The sequence below is a fragment of the Desnuesiella massiliensis genome, from assembly GCF_001403615.1.
Lineage (GTDB): Bacteria > Bacillota > Clostridia > Clostridiales > Clostridiaceae > Desnuesiella > Desnuesiella massiliensis.
This window is the reverse complement of sequence record NZ_LN879452.1, coordinates 108,188-130,923: the sequence shown is the minus strand read 5'-3', so window position 1 is coordinate 130,923 and position 22,736 is coordinate 108,188. Positions and strand designations below refer to the sequence as shown.

General features: G+C 31.8%; 21 protein-coding genes, 1 tRNA gene and 1 riboswitch. Of the genes, 2 read left to right on the top strand and 20 right to left on the bottom strand.

Annotated elements, in window-relative coordinates:
- Window positions 1–298: 298 nt before the first annotated feature.
- The 5 genes from BN2665_RS02265 to BN2665_RS02245 form a co-directional block, all read right to left on the bottom strand.
- Entirely contained in the window at window positions 299–1,420 is a 1,122-nt protein-coding gene (locus tag BN2665_RS02265; protein WP_055665490.1) for an anaerobic sulfatase maturase, read from the bottom strand.
- 391 nt (window positions 1,421–1,811) lie between these two features.
- Window positions 1,812–2,048, bottom strand: coding sequence for a DOMON domain-containing protein (locus BN2665_RS02260; RefSeq protein WP_055665489.1), 237 nt, complete (start codon window positions 2,046–2,048; stop codon window positions 1,812–1,814).
- 135 nt (window positions 2,049–2,183) lie between these two features.
- Entirely contained in the window at window positions 2,184–3,278 is a 1,095-nt protein-coding gene (locus BN2665_RS02255) for an iron-containing alcohol dehydrogenase family protein (protein WP_055665488.1), read from the bottom strand.
- 75 nt (window positions 3,279–3,353) lie between these two features.
- A complete protein-coding gene (locus BN2665_RS02250; RefSeq protein WP_055665487.1) occupies window positions 3,354–5,156 on the bottom strand; it encodes an HD domain-containing phosphohydrolase in 1,803 nt (600 codons plus the stop codon).
- A gap of 195 nt (window positions 5,157–5,351) precedes the next feature.
- Window positions 5,352–6,236, bottom strand: coding sequence for an AraC family transcriptional regulator (locus BN2665_RS02245; protein WP_055665486.1), 885 nt, complete (start codon window positions 6,234–6,236; stop codon window positions 5,352–5,354).
- 189 nt (window positions 6,237–6,425) lie between these two features.
- Here BN2665_RS02245 and BN2665_RS02240 point away from each other — a divergent pair, with 189 nt between their 5' ends.
- A complete protein-coding gene (locus BN2665_RS02240) occupies window positions 6,426–7,256 on the top strand; it encodes a sugar phosphate isomerase/epimerase family protein (RefSeq protein WP_055665485.1) in 831 nt (276 codons plus the stop codon).
- Between the two features lie 27 nt (window positions 7,257–7,283).
- Complete coding sequence (locus BN2665_RS02235; protein ID WP_207643668.1) at window positions 7,284–8,318, top strand: Gfo/Idh/MocA family protein; 1,035 nt, start codon at window positions 7,284–7,286, stop codon at window positions 8,316–8,318.
- Between the two features lie 170 nt (window positions 8,319–8,488).
- Here BN2665_RS02235 and BN2665_RS02230 read toward each other — a convergent pair whose 3' ends face one another.
- From BN2665_RS02230 to BN2665_RS02160, 15 genes are all read right to left on the bottom strand, one after another.
- Complete coding sequence (locus tag BN2665_RS02230) at window positions 8,489–9,088, bottom strand: hypothetical protein (protein ID WP_055665484.1); 600 nt, start codon at window positions 9,086–9,088, stop codon at window positions 8,489–8,491.
- Window positions 9,089–9,357: 269 nt separating this feature from the next.
- The gene (ribH, locus tag BN2665_RS02225; protein WP_055665483.1) at window positions 9,358–9,822 is read right to left on the bottom strand and encodes a 6,7-dimethyl-8-ribityllumazine synthase; all 465 of its coding nucleotides are present in this window, start codon (window positions 9,820–9,822) and stop codon (window positions 9,358–9,360) included.
- Between the two features lie 4 nt (window positions 9,823–9,826).
- The gene (locus tag BN2665_RS02220) at window positions 9,827–11,032 is read right to left on the bottom strand and encodes a bifunctional 3,4-dihydroxy-2-butanone-4-phosphate synthase/GTP cyclohydrolase II (RefSeq protein WP_055665482.1); all 1,206 of its coding nucleotides are present in this window, start codon (window positions 11,030–11,032) and stop codon (window positions 9,827–9,829) included.
- A 22-nt stretch (window positions 11,033–11,054) separates the two neighbouring features.
- A complete protein-coding gene (locus tag BN2665_RS02215; protein WP_055665481.1) occupies window positions 11,055–11,705 on the bottom strand; it encodes a riboflavin synthase in 651 nt (216 codons plus the stop codon).
- 1 nt (window position 11,706) lies between these two features.
- Window positions 11,707–12,804 (bottom strand): bifunctional diaminohydroxyphosphoribosylaminopyrimidine deaminase/5-amino-6-(5-phosphoribosylamino)uracil reductase RibD, encoded by a 1,098-nt coding sequence (gene ribD, locus BN2665_RS02210; RefSeq protein ID WP_055665480.1) that lies wholly within the window; start codon window positions 12,802–12,804, stop codon window positions 11,707–11,709.
- A gap of 225 nt (window positions 12,805–13,029) precedes the next feature.
- A riboswitch (FMN riboswitch) is annotated at window positions 13,030–13,143 on the bottom strand.
- 66 nt (window positions 13,144–13,209) lie between these two features.
- Entirely contained in the window at window positions 13,210–13,701 is a 492-nt protein-coding gene (locus tag BN2665_RS02205; protein ID WP_055665479.1) for a DUF1287 domain-containing protein, read from the bottom strand.
- Window positions 13,702–13,915: 214 nt separating this feature from the next.
- On the bottom strand, window positions 13,916–15,304 hold the full coding sequence (locus BN2665_RS02200; protein ID WP_055665478.1) for a zinc ribbon domain-containing protein: 1,389 nt from the start codon (window positions 15,302–15,304) through the stop codon (window positions 13,916–13,918).
- 656 nt (window positions 15,305–15,960) lie between these two features.
- A complete protein-coding gene (locus BN2665_RS02195; RefSeq protein WP_055665477.1) occupies window positions 15,961–16,215 on the bottom strand; it encodes a hypothetical protein in 255 nt (84 codons plus the stop codon).
- Between the two features lie 134 nt (window positions 16,216–16,349).
- Window positions 16,350–17,801 carry a sensor histidine kinase gene (locus tag BN2665_RS02190; protein ID WP_055665476.1) on the bottom strand — a complete coding sequence of 484 codons (1,452 nt, stop codon included), beginning with the start codon at window positions 17,799–17,801 and terminating at the stop codon, window positions 16,350–16,352.
- Window positions 17,802–17,805: 4 nt separating this feature from the next.
- Complete coding sequence (locus tag BN2665_RS02185) at window positions 17,806–18,489, bottom strand: response regulator transcription factor (protein ID WP_055665475.1); 684 nt, start codon at window positions 18,487–18,489, stop codon at window positions 17,806–17,808.
- A 76-nt stretch (window positions 18,490–18,565) separates the two neighbouring features.
- The gene (locus BN2665_RS02180; protein ID WP_055665474.1) at window positions 18,566–19,924 is read right to left on the bottom strand and encodes a hypothetical protein; all 1,359 of its coding nucleotides are present in this window, start codon (window positions 19,922–19,924) and stop codon (window positions 18,566–18,568) included.
- Window positions 19,925–20,119: 195 nt separating this feature from the next.
- Complete coding sequence (locus tag BN2665_RS02175) at window positions 20,120–20,734, bottom strand: class I SAM-dependent methyltransferase (RefSeq protein ID WP_055665473.1); 615 nt, start codon at window positions 20,732–20,734, stop codon at window positions 20,120–20,122.
- Between the two features lie 59 nt (window positions 20,735–20,793).
- Window positions 20,794–20,886, bottom strand: a tRNA-Ser gene (locus BN2665_RS02170).
- A 56-nt stretch (window positions 20,887–20,942) separates the two neighbouring features.
- A complete protein-coding gene (locus BN2665_RS02165) occupies window positions 20,943–21,380 on the bottom strand; it encodes a nucleoside deaminase (protein WP_055665472.1) in 438 nt (145 codons plus the stop codon).
- A gap of 88 nt (window positions 21,381–21,468) precedes the next feature.
- Window positions 21,469–22,713 carry an HlyC/CorC family transporter gene (locus tag BN2665_RS02160; RefSeq protein ID WP_055665471.1) on the bottom strand — a complete coding sequence of 415 codons (1,245 nt, stop codon included), beginning with the start codon at window positions 22,711–22,713 and terminating at the stop codon, window positions 21,469–21,471.
- Between the last annotated feature and the right edge of the window lie 23 nt (window positions 22,714–22,736).

Here is a 22,736-nt window from a genome sequence, read left to right as displayed (position 1 = left end):
CTTACCTTCTCTTACACAACATTTCAAGTATATCTTTATCATTTACTCCGATCCATATAACTGATGGTCTTTTTTTATTAGCCTGTCATAATACTTCTTAATTTTTTATTCATGTTTTTTTTCCCTTAAATTTTTTAACTTTTACATTTTAGCGCTTGATTTCATCTCGTGTTTACAATTTAATAAATTTTCATCGTAAATAATAGCGACAATTTCTAAAAATCATTGACAATAATGCTATTATAAGTATTTTCTCCATATCAGATTATTAAATATGGGGACAAAAAACAAAATTATATTATCTTTCGTTATTTATATATTTAGCTAAATAATAAAACCTTCTAGCTGAATAGATAAAGAAGTCCTTATAAGCAGAACAATATTTATTCAAACTAGGCTTTCCATGATAAAAGGGTTCTCTTTCTCTTCTGCATCCTCCTCTGCATAGATTAATCCACTGACATTGCCTACAGTCCTCCCAAATATAGTTTGAGTTACTTATAAACTCCATAGCTTTTTCAGATCTTCTAAGCTCCTCAATATTGCTCTCTAAGATATTTCCCATATACCAGTTATCAAGTACGTAAAAGTCACAAGGATATACTCCTCCATTTGACTCTATTACAAACTGGCAACTGCAAACTCCATTCATACCACAAGCCTCAGTCCTATAGCCCATGACCCTTCTCAATAAATTATCAAAGTATCGTATGCTGACTATTTCATTATTTAAAATGTCCTTATACCATAAATCAAAAGTGTCTTTTAGAAATTGTCCGTAGATTTGAGGCTTTAGTGAGTATTCATAATTCTCTGGTTCTTCTTCTAGTGGATCTAAGCAAGGTATAAATTGAATATACTTAAAATTATTTTTTTTAAAAAAGCTATATATCTTTTTCCCATGTCTAGCAGCTTCTGAGGTCACCACATAAAGTATGTTATATTCTATCTTATACTTGTTAAATACTTCTACTGTTTTCATAACCTTGCTAAAAGTACCCTCGCCATTCAAATCGACTCTATTCTTGTCATGTACATCCTTATGCCCATCCATGGAAAGTCCAACCAGAAAATTATTTTTGGACAAGAATTCTCCCCATTTGTCATCTATGGCAATGCCATTGGTTTGGATTGTATTAACTATATTTATATTTTTTTTATTATATTTCTTTTGAAACTCTATTAACTTCTCATAAAACTCTAATCCTGATAAGGTAGGTTCACCGCCCTGAAATGCAAATAAGCACTGAATATCAGCATACTCCAAAGCTTTTTTCACAATCTGCTCTAAGGTACTAATACTCATGATTCCATGAGATTTAACTTCTCTATTCTCAGCAATATTGTTATAAAAACAATACTTACATTTCAAATTACAACTGCTGGAAGCAGGTTTTATTAAGAGACTTAGCGGAGGCATCTATTCACCTTCTTTCCTATTATTAAATAAATAATAGGGCTGCCGACATAAGTCAACAACCCTTACATTGGTTACCAATATAAATTCCAATCCTTTAGCGCTCTTACTAAAGCTTCGAAATAATAGTAGTTTCCCCATATGCAACTTTCATATATACCATTTCCTTGAGGTTTTGCATAAACACCATGTTTTAACACAGCATTTTCTTTGCTGTCTACTTCGATTACATAATTAGTTGCTAGGGATTTTCACATACTAAGAGCTGCATTTTCATAGTACATTCTGTATTCATCTGTTAGTGGCATATATTTTAATGTCTCTATTATACCACAACCAGCAATGGCTACGGAAGAACTACCTCTTTCTTGATCCTTAGTACCTTCTGTAAATATTAAATCCCAATAACAGATTTCGTCATTGTGGCCTTTATATAATCATCAGCACATCTAAAGGCAAAATATATATAATCATTACTATACATTGCTTTAACCTCAGTCTCTAATCTAACCTTACTTCCTATCATTACTTCAATTAAAGTAATAGCCTTAACTCCTTGCCATTCTTCCTTATCTAATAAACCATCAATAGTTATATTATGATTTATTTTTTTGCAATTGTATGATTTCATAATGCCGCTCCTATCTCACACGGTTCTTAATAAATTTTATAATAAATCACATTTATAGCTGTTGTCAAAGGATTAAAAATAAAAGGTTGCGACAAAATCTATTATTCGCAACCCAAAACCTTGAATTTACCTATATTAGAGTAAACTATTTTTATATATGTTAAATATGTCTTCAAATTCTATGTTCTCTGGATGATTTTTTAGCTTTGCTTTATTTTCAACCATGGATTTAGTATAATCTATTATCTCTTCCTCTGCTATTTCTATATTAAGCTTTAATAATGATGAAAGTATATGTTGTAATTCATCTAAGGATTGAAGGTTCATTAGCCTTAATATGTTATTTACCTTATCTTTATTCTTAAATACTTTTAGGTACTCTCCAAATAATATACCATTGGCCATACCATGAGGAACTCCTTTAAAATAGGTAAGCGCATAGCCCATACCATGAGGAAGGGATGTGCCAGTCTGTGCTATCAGCATTCCCCCTAAAGTAGAGCTTAACATAAGCTTTTCTCTCACAGAGTAATCTATGGAGTTATCTAATAAACTCTTCAAACACTGACCAAATAGCTCTATTCCCTTTTCGGCATACATATCTGTAATTAAACTTGCATTGACATTCAAATACCCTTCTGCTAAATGAGAAAAAGCATCTACCGCAGTATTTACCGTAACACTATAAGGCATATTTTCAGTATAGCTTGGGTCAAGAAAAGCTATCTCAGGAAATACAATCTGTCCCAAGTTTTTCTTTGTTTTTGCCTTATGATCAGTAACTATAGAATAAGGGGTTACCTCTGATCCCGTACCTGAAGTAGTAGGAACTGCAATTATTGACAGACTCTTTAGCCCAGGGCTAGTAAACACATTCTCTTTATTAATGTCTTCATTATTTATAAAGATCCCTATAGCCTTTGAAGCATCTAAGGGAGATCCCCCGCCTATACCAATTATAAAATCTACTTTTTCTCTTTTACCAAGCTCTGCCGCTCTCTCTATGGTTTCTAGAGAAGGATTCTCTTCTATTTCATCAAAGACTATATAATTTATGTTTTGTTCCTCTAGTGCCTTAACCATATCTCTATAGGAGCCATTAGCCTTAGAGGATTTTTTTCCTGTTATAATATAAGCTTTCTCACCATAGTTTTTCAACAATCCTTTATGAGTATCAATAACCTTTTTACCTAATAAAATCTTAGTAGGCATTAAATAATTAATAATCATTTATATCCCTCCCAGTAAAAATATTAGCACATGCTTCTATTATAGCCCATAAAAAAGATGTAAACCATATAAGGGTTACATCTTTTCGTTATAGTTGTTTGTTATCATTGAAATAAATTTACTTACTAAGCAAGGATCGAATTGGCTGCCTGCGCATCTATGTAGTTCTTCTAAAGCCTCCTTCTGCGTTACAAGACTTTTATAATGACTTTCATGGAGCATCACATCATAGGCATCAACTATACAAATAATCCTAGATAAAAAAGGTATGTCTTCTCCCTTTAACCCTCTAGGATACCCCCCTCCATCCCACCTCTCATGGTGATATAGTATGTATTCCGCTATTACTGTAAGCTCTGGTGATGAATTTGCAATATTGTAACCTATCTGGCAATGTCTTTTTACCGCATCCCACTCTTCCTCTGTTAAAGGGCCTCTCTTTTGAAGTACTGTTTTAGGTATGGTAATTTTACCTATATCATGTAGTAAAGAAAGCAGTATAAGCTTGTCTATATCTGCGCTGGAGATCCCTATGTACTTACCGAATTCTACGCATATAGTCTTTATCCTTTCACAATGTTCAGAGGTTTCCGAGGTACTTTCATATAAAGTCTTTTGTAAAGAAGATATGATGGCACTTCTTAAGCTTTTGCTCTCTGTAAGTTTATTCCTATACATTCTGCTTTCTGCTTCCTTTAACACCTCATCTATGTCTTCCTCTTCCTTTTCCTTCAAGGCATACCCTAAGGCTATACTAGGCTTTATAGGATTTAAACTGCTTTTTTCACAGTAAATCTTTATTGTATTTATTATATTAACTGTTTCTTCTTCTGTGATAAGAGGAGTTATTATAATAAACTCATCTCCAGCTATCCTTGCCACTACCGAGGTACTTAAACAGCTATTTTTTAATATATTTCCTACTTCTATCAAAAGCTTATCTCCCTCATTATGCCCAAAAGCATCATTCACTAGCTTTAAGCTATTTACGTCCCCCATTATAACGCTAATAGGATACACTTTTTTGTTATTAAATAATCTTAGTTTCTCTTCATAGAAGGTTCTGTTATATAAACCTGTGAGCTTATCATGATAACTCAAATATTTTATCTTTTCCTCTTCCTCTTTTCTCTCCGTTATATCTCTTGCTATCACTTGAATTTCATAGGGACTATGATTTTTATATAATATACATCTACTTAACTCTAGTATCTTTTCTTTTCCTTCTGAATCAATAAATCTAGCTTCTAGATTTGATATAAAATTTTTATCACTTAGTTTTAACTCATGGCTTATATCTAATAGATTATAATCCTCTGCATTTACTATATCTCTAATATCTTTACCTAATAATTCTTTAGGCTTATACTTTAATATTTTTTCGCAGGCTCTATTTATAGAGAGAATTCTGCCTTGCAGATCCCTGGTGTAAACTAGTTCTTGGGCGTTCTCAAAAAGATTTTTATACCTATATTGATCGATTTGTTTATGAAGCTCTACATTAGCTGTAACATCATAAAATATAGATACTACCTTTAGACAGGATAATCTAAATATGTAGTTTGCCTTCCAAAGCGCTATTCTTTCATCTTTATAATAAGAGTTTGGAAGCCTATAACTTTTACCTGTATTATAAACCCATTTTAGCACCTTTAAAAAATCACTATGCTCTAAAGAAGAAAAAATGTCTAGTATATTTCTACCAATATACTCTTCTTCTTTTAACTTAGTTATATCCCTTGCTGCTTCATTAAAAAAGTCCACAGTAAAGCTTTCTCCATCTTCTGTACTATATATAGCTATACCTACATCCATGCTAGAGAATATCTCTCTTATTATATTGGGGTCTATATAGTTTTTTTCTTGCATATTAATCATAACTCCATACCCCTCCATATAACCAAGGTGTTCTTAAATTTTCAATATATTTATCCCTTTATGATGTTGAATTAATTTACTTTAAGTCATATTTATTAGATTTTTGTATTTTTATGTTAAATTTATTATAACATTTATATAAAATTAAATATATAGAAAAATCAAAAAATTGAAATAAATTAAGAATAATACTTGTTAGATTAAACCTCTAGATTTAACAGAACTAGAATACTCAGTAGGAGACATATTTGTATATTTTTTAAATACTCTAGAAAAGTAATGTACTGACTCATAACCAAGAATATTTGATATCTCAGTAAAATTATACTTTCCTTCTCTTATAAATCTTTTGGCTTCCTCCATTTTTAGCATTCTAAAATACGCTATAACTCCCATGCCTATTTTTTTCTTAAAGATAGTCTTTAGCATTGTTCTGCCTATTGAAAATTTATAGCAAATATCTTCAAAGCTGTAATTTTCCTTTAAATTGTCCTTCATATATTCTATTATGTCATTAACAATATCTTCTTCTATTCTATCCTTGGTAGCAGTGGAAAGTCTCTCATTATTAGATATTTCCCCTTTTTCCCTTATAAGGCCTATTAAAAGCATCTCTAGGTATAGCTCTACCATTTGCTCTGCTCCAAAATTACTTTGCACATTTTTTTCTAATTTAACATGCATTGGATCCATCATATTAAGAAAAGCATCTTTACCTTCCTTTATTATTTCTGCCATAAGATTTCTGCCGTAGGTGCCTAATTTCAATATTTTACCTTCAAAAAATTTCATAGCTTCAGAATTGCATTCAAAGCTTACTATAACTATATTAGGAGCAATAAATCCATTAGCCCATACACTGTGAAACTCGTTAGGCTTGTGGAATACTACATCTCCTTGCTGAAGCTTATATCCATTCATATCAGCCATTATTTCAACTTCACCCTTGTCTACATATAGGATCTCCCAAAAATCATGCTTTTCTCCTTTATACACATAATTACTGGCTAGCTCATAATAGTGAATAGTAACTATTTTATCAATGTCTATAACTCTTGTGATTGGAGTTTTATAATACATTTTACCCTCCTATTTATATATAAAAAATAAATATGTCCAAAAGTGCAAATATTTTGACCTTAGCTCTAAATATATTCTCTACTTTACATTATAAAATAAAATTAAAGATTTAGAAAACTCTATTAAAATTTCTTATAACTAAACCCTTTCTCTATGTAAAATCTATTTTTAAAAAGGAGGTATTCTTTTATGAAACTTGGTGTAATCGTTATATTTAAACAAGGTGTAGATATAAAAGAAGAATTTAAAAAGCTAAAACATAATGGTTTTGAAACCTGCCAATTGATTTGCTGGGATCATACCATGTTTACCGATGAAAATGCTGAAAAAGTAGTAGAAGCTTCTAAGGAATATGGCATAGAAATAACAGCTCTATGGGCTGGTTGGCAGCAGCCTGCTGTTTGGAATTTCTACGAGGGACAACTTACTCTTGGCATAGTTCCAGAAACCTATAGATTTGCAAGAACCGAAAGAATATTAGAAGGTGCAGACTTTGCAAAAAAAATAAATGTTAAGGATGTAATAACTCATGCAGGCTTTATTCCTGAAAATCCTTATGATCCTAACTATGCTGGAGTTATAAGCTCTCTTAAATATATATGTCAGAAATTAAAGAGCCAAGATCAGTACTTCTTATTCGAAACTGGACAAGAAACTCCTATAACCTTATTAAGAGCTATAGAGGACATCGGTCTTGATAATGTAGGAATAAATCTTGACCCAGCAAACTTACTTCTTTATGGAAAAGCTAATCCTGTGGATTCAGTTAAGATATTTGGAAAATATATACGAGGGGTACACGCTAAAGATGGCGAATACCCAACTAACGGTAGATTCCTAGGACAAGAGAAGCCCATAGGCCATGGAAGTGTAAATTTCCCTGCGCTGCTAGCTGAGTTAAAGAACATAGGCTATGATAATGCCTTAACTATTGAAAACGAAATATTTGAGGATGAAAATCACTCAAGAACCGTATTAGAGTCTAAAAAATTACTAGAAGATATAATAATGAATTTATAAATAATATTTAAGAAAGGAAGTCTTAAGATGGACAAAATTTTAAAGGTTGGTTTAATAGGTATTGGTTTTATGGGAAGGGGACATCTTGATAATTACATCAGGTTAGAGCAAGAAGGTTTTCCTGTTAAGCTAGTTGCTATCTGTGATATTGACCCCGACAAATTTGAAGGAAAATTTATAAAAGGTAATCTAGATGTAGGAAATAATAAATACGATTTCTCTAAATACAATCTTTATACAGATATAGATGAAATGCTAGAAAAGGAAGATTTAGATTACATCGATACTCCACTTCCTACTTATATCCATGCAGAGGTGGCAGTAAAAGCTCTAAATAAAGGCTTACATGTGCTTTGTGAAAAGCCTATGGCTTTGACCTCAGAGCATTGTCAAAACATGATTGATGCTTCTAACAAAAACAATAGATTATTAATGATGGGACACTGTTTAAGATTCTGGCCTGGCTATGAGTACTTAAAGGAAACCGTAGATTCTAAAAGATATGGTAATGTAGTAAGTGGATACTTCTTTAGAGGAGGTTCTACTCCAAAATGGTCTTATGAAAACTGGTTATTAAAAGACGAAAAAGCAGGAGGAGCTCTTTTTGACCAACACATTCACGATGTAGATATGATCAACTGGCTTTTTGGAAAACCTGAGGCAGTCTCTACTATAGGTAAAAGTGTGATACCTGGCAGCGGCTATGATGCAGTTTCTACAAATTATATTTACCCAGACGGAAAAGTAATCAATACTCAAGATGACTGGACCATTAACGGAGAGTTCGGTTTTGAAATGACTTACAGAGTAAATTTTGAAAAAGGCTGCATAATATTTAAGGGTGGAAAGACTATAGACTACCCTCATGATGGAGCAAAATTTGAGCCAGAGCTTCCAAAGGAAGATGGTTACTATAGAGAAATTAAGTACTTCATAAACTCTATACTAAATAATACTCCAGTAACAGTTAATACCCCTGAAAGCAACAAAGCTACTATAGAAATAGCTGAAGCTGAAAAAATATCTGCTGATAATAAGGGCGCTATAACTCTAGTAAAATAATTTACAAACTCATAAAAAGGCGCAATGAGGTTATTTAATCATTACGCCTTTTTTATAATTAATTATCCACAGTTTTTTATAATATTTTAGTTTTATCCACAATATGATCAATTATTTTACTTCATACTGTTGATAGATATATCTAAAATCCATAAGTATTAGAAATACTATTAATTATTTTTTAAGATTGGTGGAATTAATTTATATACAACATCTACAACTATACCATTGTTAGTATCATAGTTCATATCTAATTGGACCATAACTTCATCATTTACTTTCCAGGTTTCTAAATAATGTAGAGCATTCTTACTCTTCACTAAATCATTATAATTTGGCATTTTCTCGATTCGATTACCAGCAGATGAATAGGTTGTTGGTTCACCAAATTGTTTATTTAATTCTTTATTTAGTCTCATAACTTCCTTATATCCTTCCTCAGAGTTTTGGCTATATCGATTGAGGTATAGAAGTCCATATAAAGTATTATTATTAATATCAAAAAGAAGCGATTGTGTAAAATATTCACTTCCAAACTTTTGTTTTTTCTTGTAATCATACATAGCTGGGGACTGCTTATTTTGTTCTATATTTCTACCTTCTTCTAGCTTTAAGCTTTTAAATACTTCACTTTTGCTTTTCCTCAAATTAGGGATTAGTATATTTTTAGGCACATTCTTAACCAAGTTTTTTTGAAGCTTATATCCTAGGAAACTAAAAATTGCAATAGTAATTAAAACGATTATCGTTATAAATATAGCCCTTTTCATTTTATGGCATCCTCCATATTATTTTTGATCAAGAAATAACATTGGTGTATTTAATACATAATACCATATGTACACCAATTTGTTAATATATGTTATTAATTAATGAAACAGGGAACATCCATAGATTTTGTTTTATCAAAATCTATGGATGTTCCCTTTATACAAAAATTGCATCGAAGTAGTTAAGAGTCAAGGCTTCTGCTACGTAAAACGTAAGCTAGTTACACTTCTTCGCGGCATAGTCTTTCTTTTACTTACTCCCTTATTTTTTACTCTAAGCCTTTTAAAAGATTAGCCATTTCTATTGCAGTCACAGCAGCATCATAGCCTTTATTACCAGACTTAGTGCCCGCTCTTTCTATGGCTTGCTCTATGTTATCCGTAGTTAGCACTCCAAAGATTACTGGTATTTCTGAAGCTAAGGACACACTGGCGACCCCCTTAGATACCTCTGCACATACATAGTCAAAATGTGGTGTGGAACCTTTAATGACTGCACCTAGACAGATAACCGCATCATACTTATTGCTTTTAGCCATCTTATTTGCTACTAGTGGTATTTCAAAGGCACCTGGCACCCAAGCTACTTCTATTTCCTCCTCCTTTGCTCCATGACGCTTTAATCCGTCAATGGCTCCTCCTAGTAATTTTGAGCCAATAAACTCATTAAACCTACCCACTACTATTCCAAACTTTAATCCTTCTGATACTAAATTTCCTTCAAATACTCTCATTTTTTTATTCCTCCCATTCTAATAAATGACCTAATTTTCTTTGTTTTGTTTTTAAATAAAATTCATTTTTTTCATTGTGATTCATCTGAATTGGCACTCTCTCCACTACTTCCATGCCATAGCCTGAAAGTCCAGAAAGCTTTCTTGGGTTGTTAGTCATAAGCCTTAACTTTTTCACCCCTAGGTCCTCAAGAATTTGAGCTCCTATTCCATAATCTCTCATATCCTCTGGAAAGCCTAAAGCTAAATTAGCTTCTACGGTATCAAGACCTGTATCCTGGAGAGCATAAGCTTTAAGTTTATTTATAAGACCTATTCCTCTTCCTTCTTGCCTCATATAAAGAAGAATACCTCTTCCTTCCTCCTGAATCTTTTTGACAGCTACGGCATACTGTTCTCCGCAGTCGCATCTTTTTGATCCTAAAGCATCACCAGTTAAGCATTCAGAGTGTACCCTTACCAGTACAGGCTCACCATCATTTACCTCGCCTTTTACTAAGGCTACATGATGTTCTCCATTTAGTTTATTTATATATCCATATATATCAAAGTCCCCATATCTTGTAGGCATCTTTGAAACCACCACTCGTTCTATAAGCTTTTCATTATGTCTTCTATAAGCTATCAAATCCGCAATAGTTACAATTTTAAGATTGTGACTCTTAGCAAATTCCATCAATTCAGGAGTCCTAGCCATGGTTCCATCTTCATTCATTATTTCGCATATAACTCCTGCAGCATATAGTCCAGCTAACTTTGCTAAATCTACTGCAGCCTCTGTATGTCCTGCTCTCTTTAAAACCCCACCCTTTCTAGCCATTAAGGGGAAGACATGTCCAGGTCTTCTAAAATCCTCTGCTATGCTATTAATATTTATAGCTTTTTGAATTGTAAAGGATCTTTCATAAGCAGATATACCTGTAGTAGTTTCCATGGCATCAATGGATACGGTAAAAGCAGTTTCATGGAAATCTGTGTTTTTTTCTACCATAGGATTTATGTTTAATTTCTTTAATCGCTGCTCTTCCATAGGCATACAGATTAAGCCTCTTCCATACTTAGCCATAAAATTTATGGCTTCTGGAGTAGCCTTTTCTGCGGCTATAATCAGGTCTCCTTCATTTTCTCTTTGCTCATCATCTATAACTATGAGCATTTTTCCTTGTTTTATATCCTCTAAAGCTTCTTCTATGGTGTTGAATTTATACATATTGATACCTCCTTATAATTATTTACATAAAACCATTACTCTTTAAAAAGTCCGCAGTTATATTGCTAGCTTTATCCTCTAAGGTTTTAAAGTTTAATAACTTCTCCACATACTTTCCTATGATATCGCACTCTAGATTTACCATATCTCCTATGTTTTTATTTAGCAGCGTAGTTTCCTTTGCTGTATGAGGAATTATACACACAGTAAACCTTTGATCATTCACATAAGTCACTGTCAAGCTTATTCCATCTATAGTGATTGAACCTTTTTCTACTATGTATTTTAATAGGTTGCTTTGGGTAGAAATTGAAATACAAGTAGCATTATCTTCCTTTTCAAGGGAAATTATTTTTCCTATGCCGTCTATATGTCCACTGACTATATGTCCACCGAATCTTCCCTCCGCCTTCATGGCTCTTTCAAGGTTTACTTCCTCTCCAGTACATAGATCTCCTAAATTACTTCTTCTCATAGTTTCTGCCATCACATCTACAGTAAAAGTATTCCTACTGAAACTAGTTACCGTTAAGCAAACCCCATTGGTACTTATACTATCTCCTATATTAAGGTCCTCAATAATTTTTTCTGCTTTAATGGTTAGTCTTGCAGACCTCTCACCTTTTGCTATGGCTTCTATCTTTCCTATCTCTTCAATAAGCCCAGTAAACAATTTATCTCTCCTTTTTTCTTACATATCCTTCTATTAATATATCCCCTTGAAAGTTTTTTACTGCTGTATCAAAAACATCAATACTATCTTTCATATACTCCTTACCTCTGCCACCTACAGGAGTTTTTGCGTTTTCTCCCCCAATTATTTTAGGGGCTATAAAAAACTGAACCTTATCTACTATACCTGCTTCTAGAGCTGAATAATTTAAGGTACTTCCACCTTCTAAAAGGATGCTGTCTATATTACTTTTCCCTAATTCACTAATGAGAAAGCTCAAGTCCACCTTACCCTGTTTTTCGGGGGTCTCTATAACTCTAATGCCTCTCTCCTCTAAAGCTTTAATCTTGCTTTTAGAAGCCCTAGAAGTGGTAGCCATAATTGTGCCAGCATCATCAGCTATGCTTAAAATTCTTGCTTCCATAGGTATTTTACAGCTGCTGTCTATTATTACCCTTGTGGGATTTACTCCATTTTCAAGTCTACAGGTCAATAATGGGTCATCCTTTAGAACTGTATTAATTCCTACCATAATGGCTGAAACCCTATTTCTGATTTTATGCACATAATTTCTTGAAGCTTCATTAGTTATCCACTTAGAGTCCCCAGTAAAGGTGCATATCTTTCCATCTAAGGTCATAGCGGTCTTCATAATAACAAAGGGCTTTTTGCTGCTTATATATTTCATAAAAATTTCATTTATCTCAATGCACTCTTTCTCTAGCACTCCCTTTACCACCTCAATACCATGTGATTTCAATAGCTGCTCTCCTCTGCCTGATACCTGTGGATTAGGGTCTAAGGTACCTATCACTACTTTTTTAATCTTTTTTTCTATGATGGCTTTTGCACAAGGAGGAGTTTTTCCATAATGAGAACAAGGCTCAAGGGTTACATACATAGTGGCGCCCTCTACTGACTCTTTAGAGCTTTTAAAAGCATTTATCTCCGCATGAGGTCCTCCAAAAAACTCATGATACCCTTCTCCTATAATCCTTCCCTCCTTTACTATGACGGCTCCTACCAAAGGATTAGGATTAACCCTTCCTTCTCCTAGCTGTGCCAGTTCTAATGCTCTTCTCATATATTTTCCATCCATCTGCATCACCCTTTATAAAAAAATAAGCCCTGAGTAAAAACTCAGGGCAAAAAATCATCTTAGATTATCACTTAAGCCTACATTTTTAAAATATTCGCATGCAAATCTCTATATAATATACATAGAAACCATTTATAAAAACAAAGGCTCTGAAACAAAGTTTCAGAGCCTATTCTTACAACATGAAAAAGCATACTTAATCTTTTTTGATTAATGTAAACTTGTAATCATCTTCTTTCATCCAGACTTTACTGTCGGCCTCGGAGTTTCACCGAATCTGCCTTACGGCTCGCGGGCTATACCGCCGGTAGGGAATTACACCCTGCCCTGAAGATAAAATTATTAACTTTTACAGCTTTAGTGTAAGCCTTTATAAAATTCTTGTCAATAGAAATTTATACCATACTAATATTTCCACCTATAATGTCCCTTAATTTTTATGGTATTCAAATAATCAGAAAGCTTATCTTCTCTAGCCTGAGGTGGAAAATTATGAATTATGTAAGGTACTCCATTTTCATCTCTTTTATCAGATATGATAGCTACATGCTGATAAGGTGAAAGTATGGTTATAATGTCTCCCGGCTGCCAGCCTTTTAGATTTTCTATATCACCAGACTTTATTTCAACGCTTAAGCTTTCTGCAAATCTTTTAAAAAACACATCTTGATTAGGTACTCTTCTAAAATCAATGTTAGGCTCAGGTTTTCCGTTTACTCTTGGGTAAAGAGAAGTATTTGCTTTTATGTCCTTATCTAAAGCTGCTTTTATATCTACTCCTATCCCCTTAAAGGCTCTCCATATAACATCGGTACATACTCCTTCACTTTCTGGTGGATAACCTCCTACATAATAACTGTCCTTATATACAGTCTTCGCTTCTGGTTCTAAAAACATATACAAATGTACACATATTAGATAATTCGCACTTATTCTATCTTTAAATAGTTTTAAGCCTTGGTTGAACCAGTTAATTTATATATTATTCAATATATAAATCTATCCTCCAACCGTATTTTGAAATCTTATATTTGTAAAATTATTTAACCCTCATTTCTGATAAAATATATGCTTCCTTTGGTCGGTACATATATTCGTGATTAAATATTTTTTAACTTATCCTTTTTTCTAATATCTCTTTCACTTTTCTATATGAAGTATATAAATCAATTTCTTTATCATATTTTCTATTTAATATATTTTTACTAGCATTATAATCAGCATGAATTTCACCACATTTAAGACAAGTAAATATATCTTCTTTTCTTATACCAAAACTACCACATATATTGCATACTTTACTTGTGTATGCAGGATTGATATAAGTATATCTGATACTGTTATAATCACATTTATACTCAAGCCTTTCTCTTATATATCCCTTTATCCATCTGGATAATCTTCGTTTAACCAGCTTAGGATATCTATCCTTCCAATTAACAAAATCTAATTGTTCCATTACTATTTCAGTAGGTTTCTCCACTTTTATTAATTGATTTAAGGAATAGTTTATATAAGATTTTAAGATTTGATCATGCTTTTGTTTATTGTGATTATATTTTACTTTCCCTAAATTATTTTCTTTTATATTATTGGCTTTTATATGGTTGTTTTCTTCTAAATACCGATTATACAATGCCCAAAATCTATTTCTAGCAGTATTAACTTTATTCAATCTTTCCGTTTCTTTTCCAAGATAATCATTTGATTTTTCTCCGTAAAATTTTTCACTAGATACTGCAAATAAATACCTATACCCTTTATCTATTCCTATAATTTTTTCGTCATTTCTATTTTCTTTGGATTTAATTCTTAAAGGACAATGTATTTCTAATCTATTACCCATAATTTTAACTATTAAAGTTCTAATATGTTTGTTGTTATCAGTTAATTTTATAGGTAATCTTTCGCCTTTCTTAGTACAAGTTATATTTATACAGCTATCTTTATAAGAATACAATCCTTCATCTATTGAAAATGTATTGCCCTTGTAGGAATAAGGTATTTTATTTTTATATTTTCTAGTATATCTTTTTATAAGATTGTTAAGATACTTATAATTTAAATCATTATGTTGAAATATCTTAGGAATAGGAAAAACTTCATTAGTTAATACCTTATGATAAAAATCTTCAAACTTTAATATATAATTTATATAATGCTTATCCTCATTAGATAAATTATCATTAATTCTAACTTGTTCTTTAATTCTCTTCTTTATACTACTCCATTGAGTTTTTATATTACTCATTGCTTCGCTTAAAGCTAACTTCCAATACCTAGCTGGTAATTTCCATTGTTTTGCAAACTCATTTTTTACCCATTCATCTCTTATTTGTCTAGGTTTATTCAATAATGCAATACTATTAATGCCGCTAAATCTTGAATACACATAGTTTTTAACATTTTTATATTGATTTCCTATGAATAATAGTTCTTTTAAATGTTCATTATCTAATTCATAGGAGTATTGCTTAACGGTTTTTATAATAGTACCCATTATTCTCACCTCGCTTTATTTTACTTTATCTAGCATATAGTATCCCCTATTATAGACTCTATATAAGTATAATATTGTAAAATAAGCATTTCTGGTAAGATATGAATTATGAAAGATTTAGAAAATAATTAATAGGTTACTTTTATACGCCTATTTTTCATATAAAATTTCAAAATACGGTTGAAAATACGAATAACTAATAATTCATTTATACATATTTTTAGAGTGTTCACCTAGATTCGCTACATCTAAGCAGTTCTCTTAAGAACTTCTCATATTTTCATATGAGCACAGACTATATCACCATCCATTAAGGATGCTCCCCATTTCCCTACGCTTGTAGGTACGAGCATTTGCTCTAGTCGTTGAAGGTTTCCCTCTTCGGGACTTCCCTGCTGATTACCCATTATTTCAGAATTTAGGCTTTAACCTTGTTCCATCTAACTAATTTTTTCTACTTTCGTAACCTTCACACTCACCCTTATTTCATGGTCATGTTGTGGTTTAGTTAGCTTTAGGGACTTCCAGCAATTAAAGGAGTTTTGGGTGATTTATTAATCACCACTCTACACTCTTTACGAATGTAGGGAGCTTTTGTTATTAAAAAATATATACCATTGTCTATGCTTGATCACTTTTGCCTATATTTTTCACAACTATTTAGTTGCTCCTTCTCTCCTAGCAGCTATAACTAAATCCATAGGGTCAGCAACTCCATTTTTATTTTTATCTACTTGAGAATGGATTAAAGGAACTTCTACCTTAGGTTCTTCCTTAATCTCTTCCTTTTCTTTATTTTCCGCTACTTCTACTGATTCTTTCTTCCCTTCCTTATCTTCAATTTCCGGGGAAATACAACCTGATAAGGCTACTGCTAGAAGGATAATTAAAGGTATAAGCTTTCTTTTCATAAGATCCACCTCGTAATAAATATTATTTACTTATAGGAGGCTGTGAAAAAAGGTATTCTATAGGTTTCCCTACACCGCGCGTGGAGCCCCACGAGCGGCCCGTGAAAAAGAATACCTATGTTTTTCACATCCTCCTATAGGTTAATACGAGTTTCTTTATAAAAAGGGTGATTTTGGGAAAATTTTATGGTAAAAGTTATACATTCCTTTTCTACTACATAAGTAATTTCCCCAAAATTTTCTTCTATGATATTTCTGCATATATAAAGTCCTAAGCCAGAGCTGCTTATACTAGCATCATTGTAGTTATATTTTACAAAAGGCTCTAGCAGCTTATGTTTTATGTCTTCTGGCAGTGCTTTACATGGATTTGAAAATTCTAAAATAGAAAAATCTTTATCTTCATAACCTGTAACTTTTATATAATCTCCAGCAGAATATTTAATAGCATTATCCAGCATATTATTTATAACTTGTTTTATTTCCTCCTTCACTCCATAAGCATTTAAAGTTGAGATCTGTTTCTTAAATTTTATTCCTTTCTTATATGCTTTTATACTCAATTCATCTATAGCTTTATCTAGGACTTCTGACAAACTAAAATATTCTCTCTCTTTCTTTATTTGAAGTCTCCCTCTAGATAGATCTAACAAATTACATACAAGCTTATCCATCCTATGACTTTCTATTGCTATTCTGTCCATAGCTCTATTACTTACCGCTTCTTCTAACCCCTTTTCTCTTAGCAATTGAACATAACCCGAAATTGCTGTTATGGGGGTCTTCATTTCATGAGTAGCATTATTAAAAAACTCCCTAGTAGATTTCTCTAATTTTTCTACCTTATGCTTCTCAGCATTTATATAATTAAATTGATCCTCTATTTTAGACTTCATAAAATTAAAGCTTTTACCAAGGGCTTCGATCTCATCCCCAGTGCTTAATGAAATTTCTACATCATAATTTCCTTCTGCTACCTCTTTCATAGCTTGTGATAAATAGCTCAAAGGCTTTGTAGCCCTACCTACAACAATATATATGAGTATTATTAATGATATAAACATGACTATTTCAATAAGTGTGATCATAACCATAAGACTTCTGTTATTTTTATATAATTCGTTATAATCTCTTTGAAATATCAATACTCCATATAAATACTCGTCTATGTACACAGGATAACAATAGGTAACTTCCAAAGCGCCCCTATTATAATTTAAGTTTAAAATAGACTTAATTCCCTGGCTGCTTTTTATTATTTTATATATCTCTTCAAGATTAACAATTTTACCGCTATAGTTTATTAGCTCTTCTTTACTGGCTAATGCAGTATACATCTTGAAAAGATTGCTTGTACTATTAAGTACTTTCCAGCTATCTTCTTCAGCTTTTGATAGCTCTTTTAGTTTATTATAATTATTTATATTGTCTACAGTCACAGTCCTAGCGTAATTCATCTCTTTAACAATAGTATCTTCTAAATTTTTAATAAGTATCTTGTTTATGGCCATATCCAAAGCTATAGCTAAAAGGGTTATGATTATAATAGCTCTCACTATAACTTTTCCTTTAAGGGTTCTAACCATAGCTTCACCTCATCACATATCCTATGCCAAATACAGTTTCTATAATAGACTCTTTATTTTCACTATCTAACTTAGCTCTAATCCTTCTTATATGAACATCTACAGTTCTTGTATCACCTTCATATTCATAGCCCCATACCTTGTCCAAAAGTTCTTCTCTAGAAAATACTCTATTTCTATTTTCATAAAGAAATAGCAGCAAATCAAATTCTTTTCTCTTCAAAAAAATCTCTGTTTCATCTTTTAGAAGTATTCTACTCTTTATATTTATTTTAATAGAGCTATTGATATCTTTAAACTCATCATAGTTACAGCTTCTTTCTTCATTATTTAATCTTCTGAATAAAGCTTTTATCCTAGCACACACCTCTCTAATATCAAAAGGCTTAGCTATATAATCATCTGCTCCTAGCTCTAAGCCTAATACTCTATCTATAATCTCATTTCTTGCAGTAAGCATTATCACCAAATACTTATGGGATATTCTTTTACATATATCAAAACCATCTATGTCTGGAAGCATTAAATCTAATAAAACTAAATCTGGATTAAAATCCTCTATAACCTCTAAAGCATCCTTACCATTAAATACATTTCTAACCCTATATCCTTCCTTTGATAAAGCTATAGTCAATATATCATTTATAGAGAATTCATCTTCTACAATTAAAATCTTATACTTGTTCACCTTAATCCCCCTAATGTTTTATAATATATTACCATTTTACCAAATTATAAAAATAAAAGATGGATTTTACCATCTTTTATTTTTTCACTATATTATAGAATGTGTATACAACATTCTCCTTTATGTAGGTATCATCCTTCACGGTAGTTATTGGTTGGTATAGGAATATTTTATCCCCTTTTTCATTAATTGAGCAACGAATAAACTCACTTATCTCTTCAGACTTCATATTAAGCTTACTCTCATAAAAAATTTCAAGTTTATTATCTACTATTTGAGCTAAATATATAGATTCTATTGAACTTTTTATTACCTTATAGCCAAACTGCCTATTGGGGTTTTTTAACTTCATATCTTCAATATCTTTTTCTTTACATAATACTATAATATTTTGCTCAGGGTAATACTCTACTACACTAATCCATTCATCACCGGATGTATTAAATAGAAAATTCACTTCATTATTTTTAAAATCATATCTTATTAAAATATTTCTTAATTTTTTTACTATATTTGATATAGCTATTTGGCTGCCATTGATTAAGGTTATTTGTCTTTTATAATTAATAGTTTGTAAATCACCTAAATCAATCTTAGAAAAATTTTCGACTTCAATTCTATCACCTTTTATAGTAAGCTTATAGCATTGGCCATTTTTATCTATAGCAATAAATTTTTCTAATTCTTTAATATATAGTACTTTTCTTACATCTATACCATCTAAAGTGTCACTTTTATATAATTTATTGCTTCCTATGTCTAAAAGTCTAATAACACTTTTGTTTGTAGTATCATCTATGCCCCAAGCCGCTAAATACTCCTCATTTCCAGCTACCAACTCACAGTCCTTATTGCTTACAACACTATATGCATATGAATCTTTTCCTTTTACTATTTCCTTGCTTCTATCTGCCTTAATTGGTAATCCATCAAATAATTCCGCACCTTTTATTAAGGGTACATAGTCCTCGTTCTTTGTAAAATCGTAATAGTATATCATTCCTATATCTTCATTGCTATTTATCCACATTATATCTTTAATATTTCTATGATTAAGATCTCGAATATTCTTTTCTGTTTTCTTGAACACTCCATCTTCACCTAAACTATAGAAATTCTCTTTAGCTATAGACTTAAATGGATACTCTCTAAAGTTCCTATACTCAAATCCATGACTATAAATAGTTCCTAAAACTCTGTCACCATACCAAAAACTTGGTAGAAATTCATCTCCCTCATAATTAGAAACAGCTTTAAAATTTAAATCCACTCGTTTCTCTTCTACTGTGATATTAGAGATTTTTGCCTCAAGCTGTTCTACTCTTGTATCCTTATTTAATACTACGGTTTTATTTTTAGAACACCCCTGAAGAATTCCCGCAGAGATCACTATGGTCAATAACCCAGTTATAGCTTTCAATCTATACTTGTTCATCTCAATACCCCCTAACTATTTACCTATATACTACCAAAGACTTATTTCAAAATTTAATTAACTTGTTACAAAGTTGTTAACTAATAAAATAATTTTATAATATGTTTGTAAAAATTATTAAAGGAAGAGCATTCCACTCTTCCTTTCTCGATTTATTTATTAATAGCTAAATGTTGTTATGGCAATTTTATTATCTTACTCTCGTATTCCTTTCATTAAAAACAAAGAATAATCTATCTTTTTATCATCTATTTCTTTTATATCTCTATATATAATCTTTGAACTAACTTCTTTAAATCCAATGTGCTTCATCATGTTCCCAAGCTCCTGTTGATTAAAGCCATTATGACCATCGTAATTTTCATAATTGCTATGAAAGCTTCCGTCCTCCTCATCTAAGTCAACAATGCATAAACAGCCATCTTCCTTTAATAAAGAGTAGAGGCTTTTTAAGGTTCTTTCAGTATCTAAAATATGGTGCAATACCATGGAGGTATAGATTACATCAAACTTTTCTAAATCTTTTTGCTCTTCATTTATGTCTAACTTGTAAGCCACCATATTCTTAATTTTCTGTGTCTTAATTTTTGAATTTAAGGCATCTATCATTCCTTGAGAGGTATCAACAAGAGCTATGTTATCAAAACCATCATAAAGATTAAAGCTAATCAATCCTGTTCCACAGCCAAATTCCATAGCGCTACAAGGCTTCTTTTCATCAAGTGCCTTGCTTATTTCCTCTGCGATAACCTTAGCTCGTTTAACCCTTTTTTCACTATCCCAATTTGCTGCTTCACTATCAAAATTCATTTTATCATCCCCCAAAATATATAATAAAAAAGCCCGCATATATTATGCAGACTAAACCTTGGCGGAGAGAGAGGGATTTGAACCCTCGGTGCGGCTTAACACCGCACAACGGTTTTCGAGACCGCCACCATAAGCCACTCGGACATCTCTCCAAATGAATTATAATAAAAATTATAATCTTTTTATTATTATAAATCAACAATTCTAATTATGCTCTTAATCCTTTAAAAAAGTCTTTTAATAAATTACTGCACTCCTCATCATATAACCAATGAACATTGACAAAATGACCCAACCTTTCATTTTGTACTAGATTTACTGCGGAACCACAAGCCCCTGCTCTTGGATCAAAAGTTCCTATATATAAATTCTTTATTCTAGCATTAACTATAGCCCCTGCACACATAGCACAAGGCTCTAAGGTTACATACATGCTGCAATCCGTCAGCCTCCAATTATTAACAACTTCACAGGCCCTTTCAATAGCCAGTATCTCCGCATGAGCTGTAGATCTATTTAAAGTTTCTCTTAAATTATATGCAGTAGATATTATTTTATCATTTTTAACTATTACAGCTCCTACAGGTACTTCTTTCAGATATAAGGCCTTTTTTGCTTCCTCAATGGCTACTTTTATATAATCCATAAATTCCTCCAATTAATCTATGCAAAGTAAATTAACATAAAAGACTATATGTCTTTAATCACATATAGTCTTTTCTTAATATAAGGATTTAAGTAAAAATTCTCACCTTTTTAATTCTATTTTTATCTATATCCTCTATGACAAACTTTATATTATTATATTCTACATCTTCCCCAGCGTCAGGGAATCTGCCTAGTTGTCCTATTATAAAACCTCCCACAGAATCAAACTCTTCGGATTCTATAGAGGTACCTATAAGATCATTGATTTCATCTATTCTTAAGCTTCCTGCTACTACATATTCATCTTCTTTTATAACATCTATTTCTTTGTCTTCTTCATCATCGTACTCGTCTTCTATTTCCCCTACAATTTCCTCCACTAAATCTTCTATAGTGGCAATACCTACTGTTCCACCATATTCATCTAGCACTACTGCCATATGATTTCTTTCCTTTTTCATTTCTCTAAATAAATCTGTTATTTTTTTAAATTCAAAGGTATAAAAAGGCTCTCTCATATATTTTTCTATACTAAAGGCCTCATCAATATTCTTGGTAAACAATAAATCCTTAACGTTTAATATGCCAACTATATCATCTATAGTTTCCTTGTATACAGGTATTCTAGAAAACTGCTCTCTTTTTATCACTTCTAATATCTCATCGTAAGTGGACTCTGTGTTTATAGCTACTATGTCCACTCTTTGAACCATAACATCCTTTACTTGAAGATCCCCAAACTCGAACACATTGTATATCATCTCTTTTTCTTCTTCTTCTAAAACCCCTTCTTCTTCACTCACATCCACCATAGTTTTTAGCTCTTCTTGAGTTATAAAGGGCTGATTTTTATTTGGATTTCCCCCAAATAATCTTATAAATCCTGAAGAAATAAATGTAAATATATTAACTATAGGTTTTAGTAAAAACACCACAAGAGAAATAGGCTTATACACCTTTAAAGAAACACTTTCTGAATTTTGAGCCGCTAAAGATTTTGGAGTTATTTCTCCAAAAATAAGCACAAGCACTGTCACTACAGCAGTAGCTATGCCAACACCGCTATCTCCAAACATTTTAAGAGCTACAGAGGTAGCTAATGCTGAAGCTGCTATATTTGCAATATTATTTCCCACTAGTATGGTTCCTAATAACCTATTAGGATTCTCAATAAGCTTCTCTATTTTGTCTGCTCCCTTAACTTTTTCTTCTACCATATGACGTATCCTTATTTTGCTTAGGGTCATAAGGGCAGTCTCTGAAGCTGAGAAAAATGATGATAATGATAATAATACAATTAATAATATACTTTGCCACGTGCTAGGGTCCAAAAGTACCACACTCCTATAAAAAT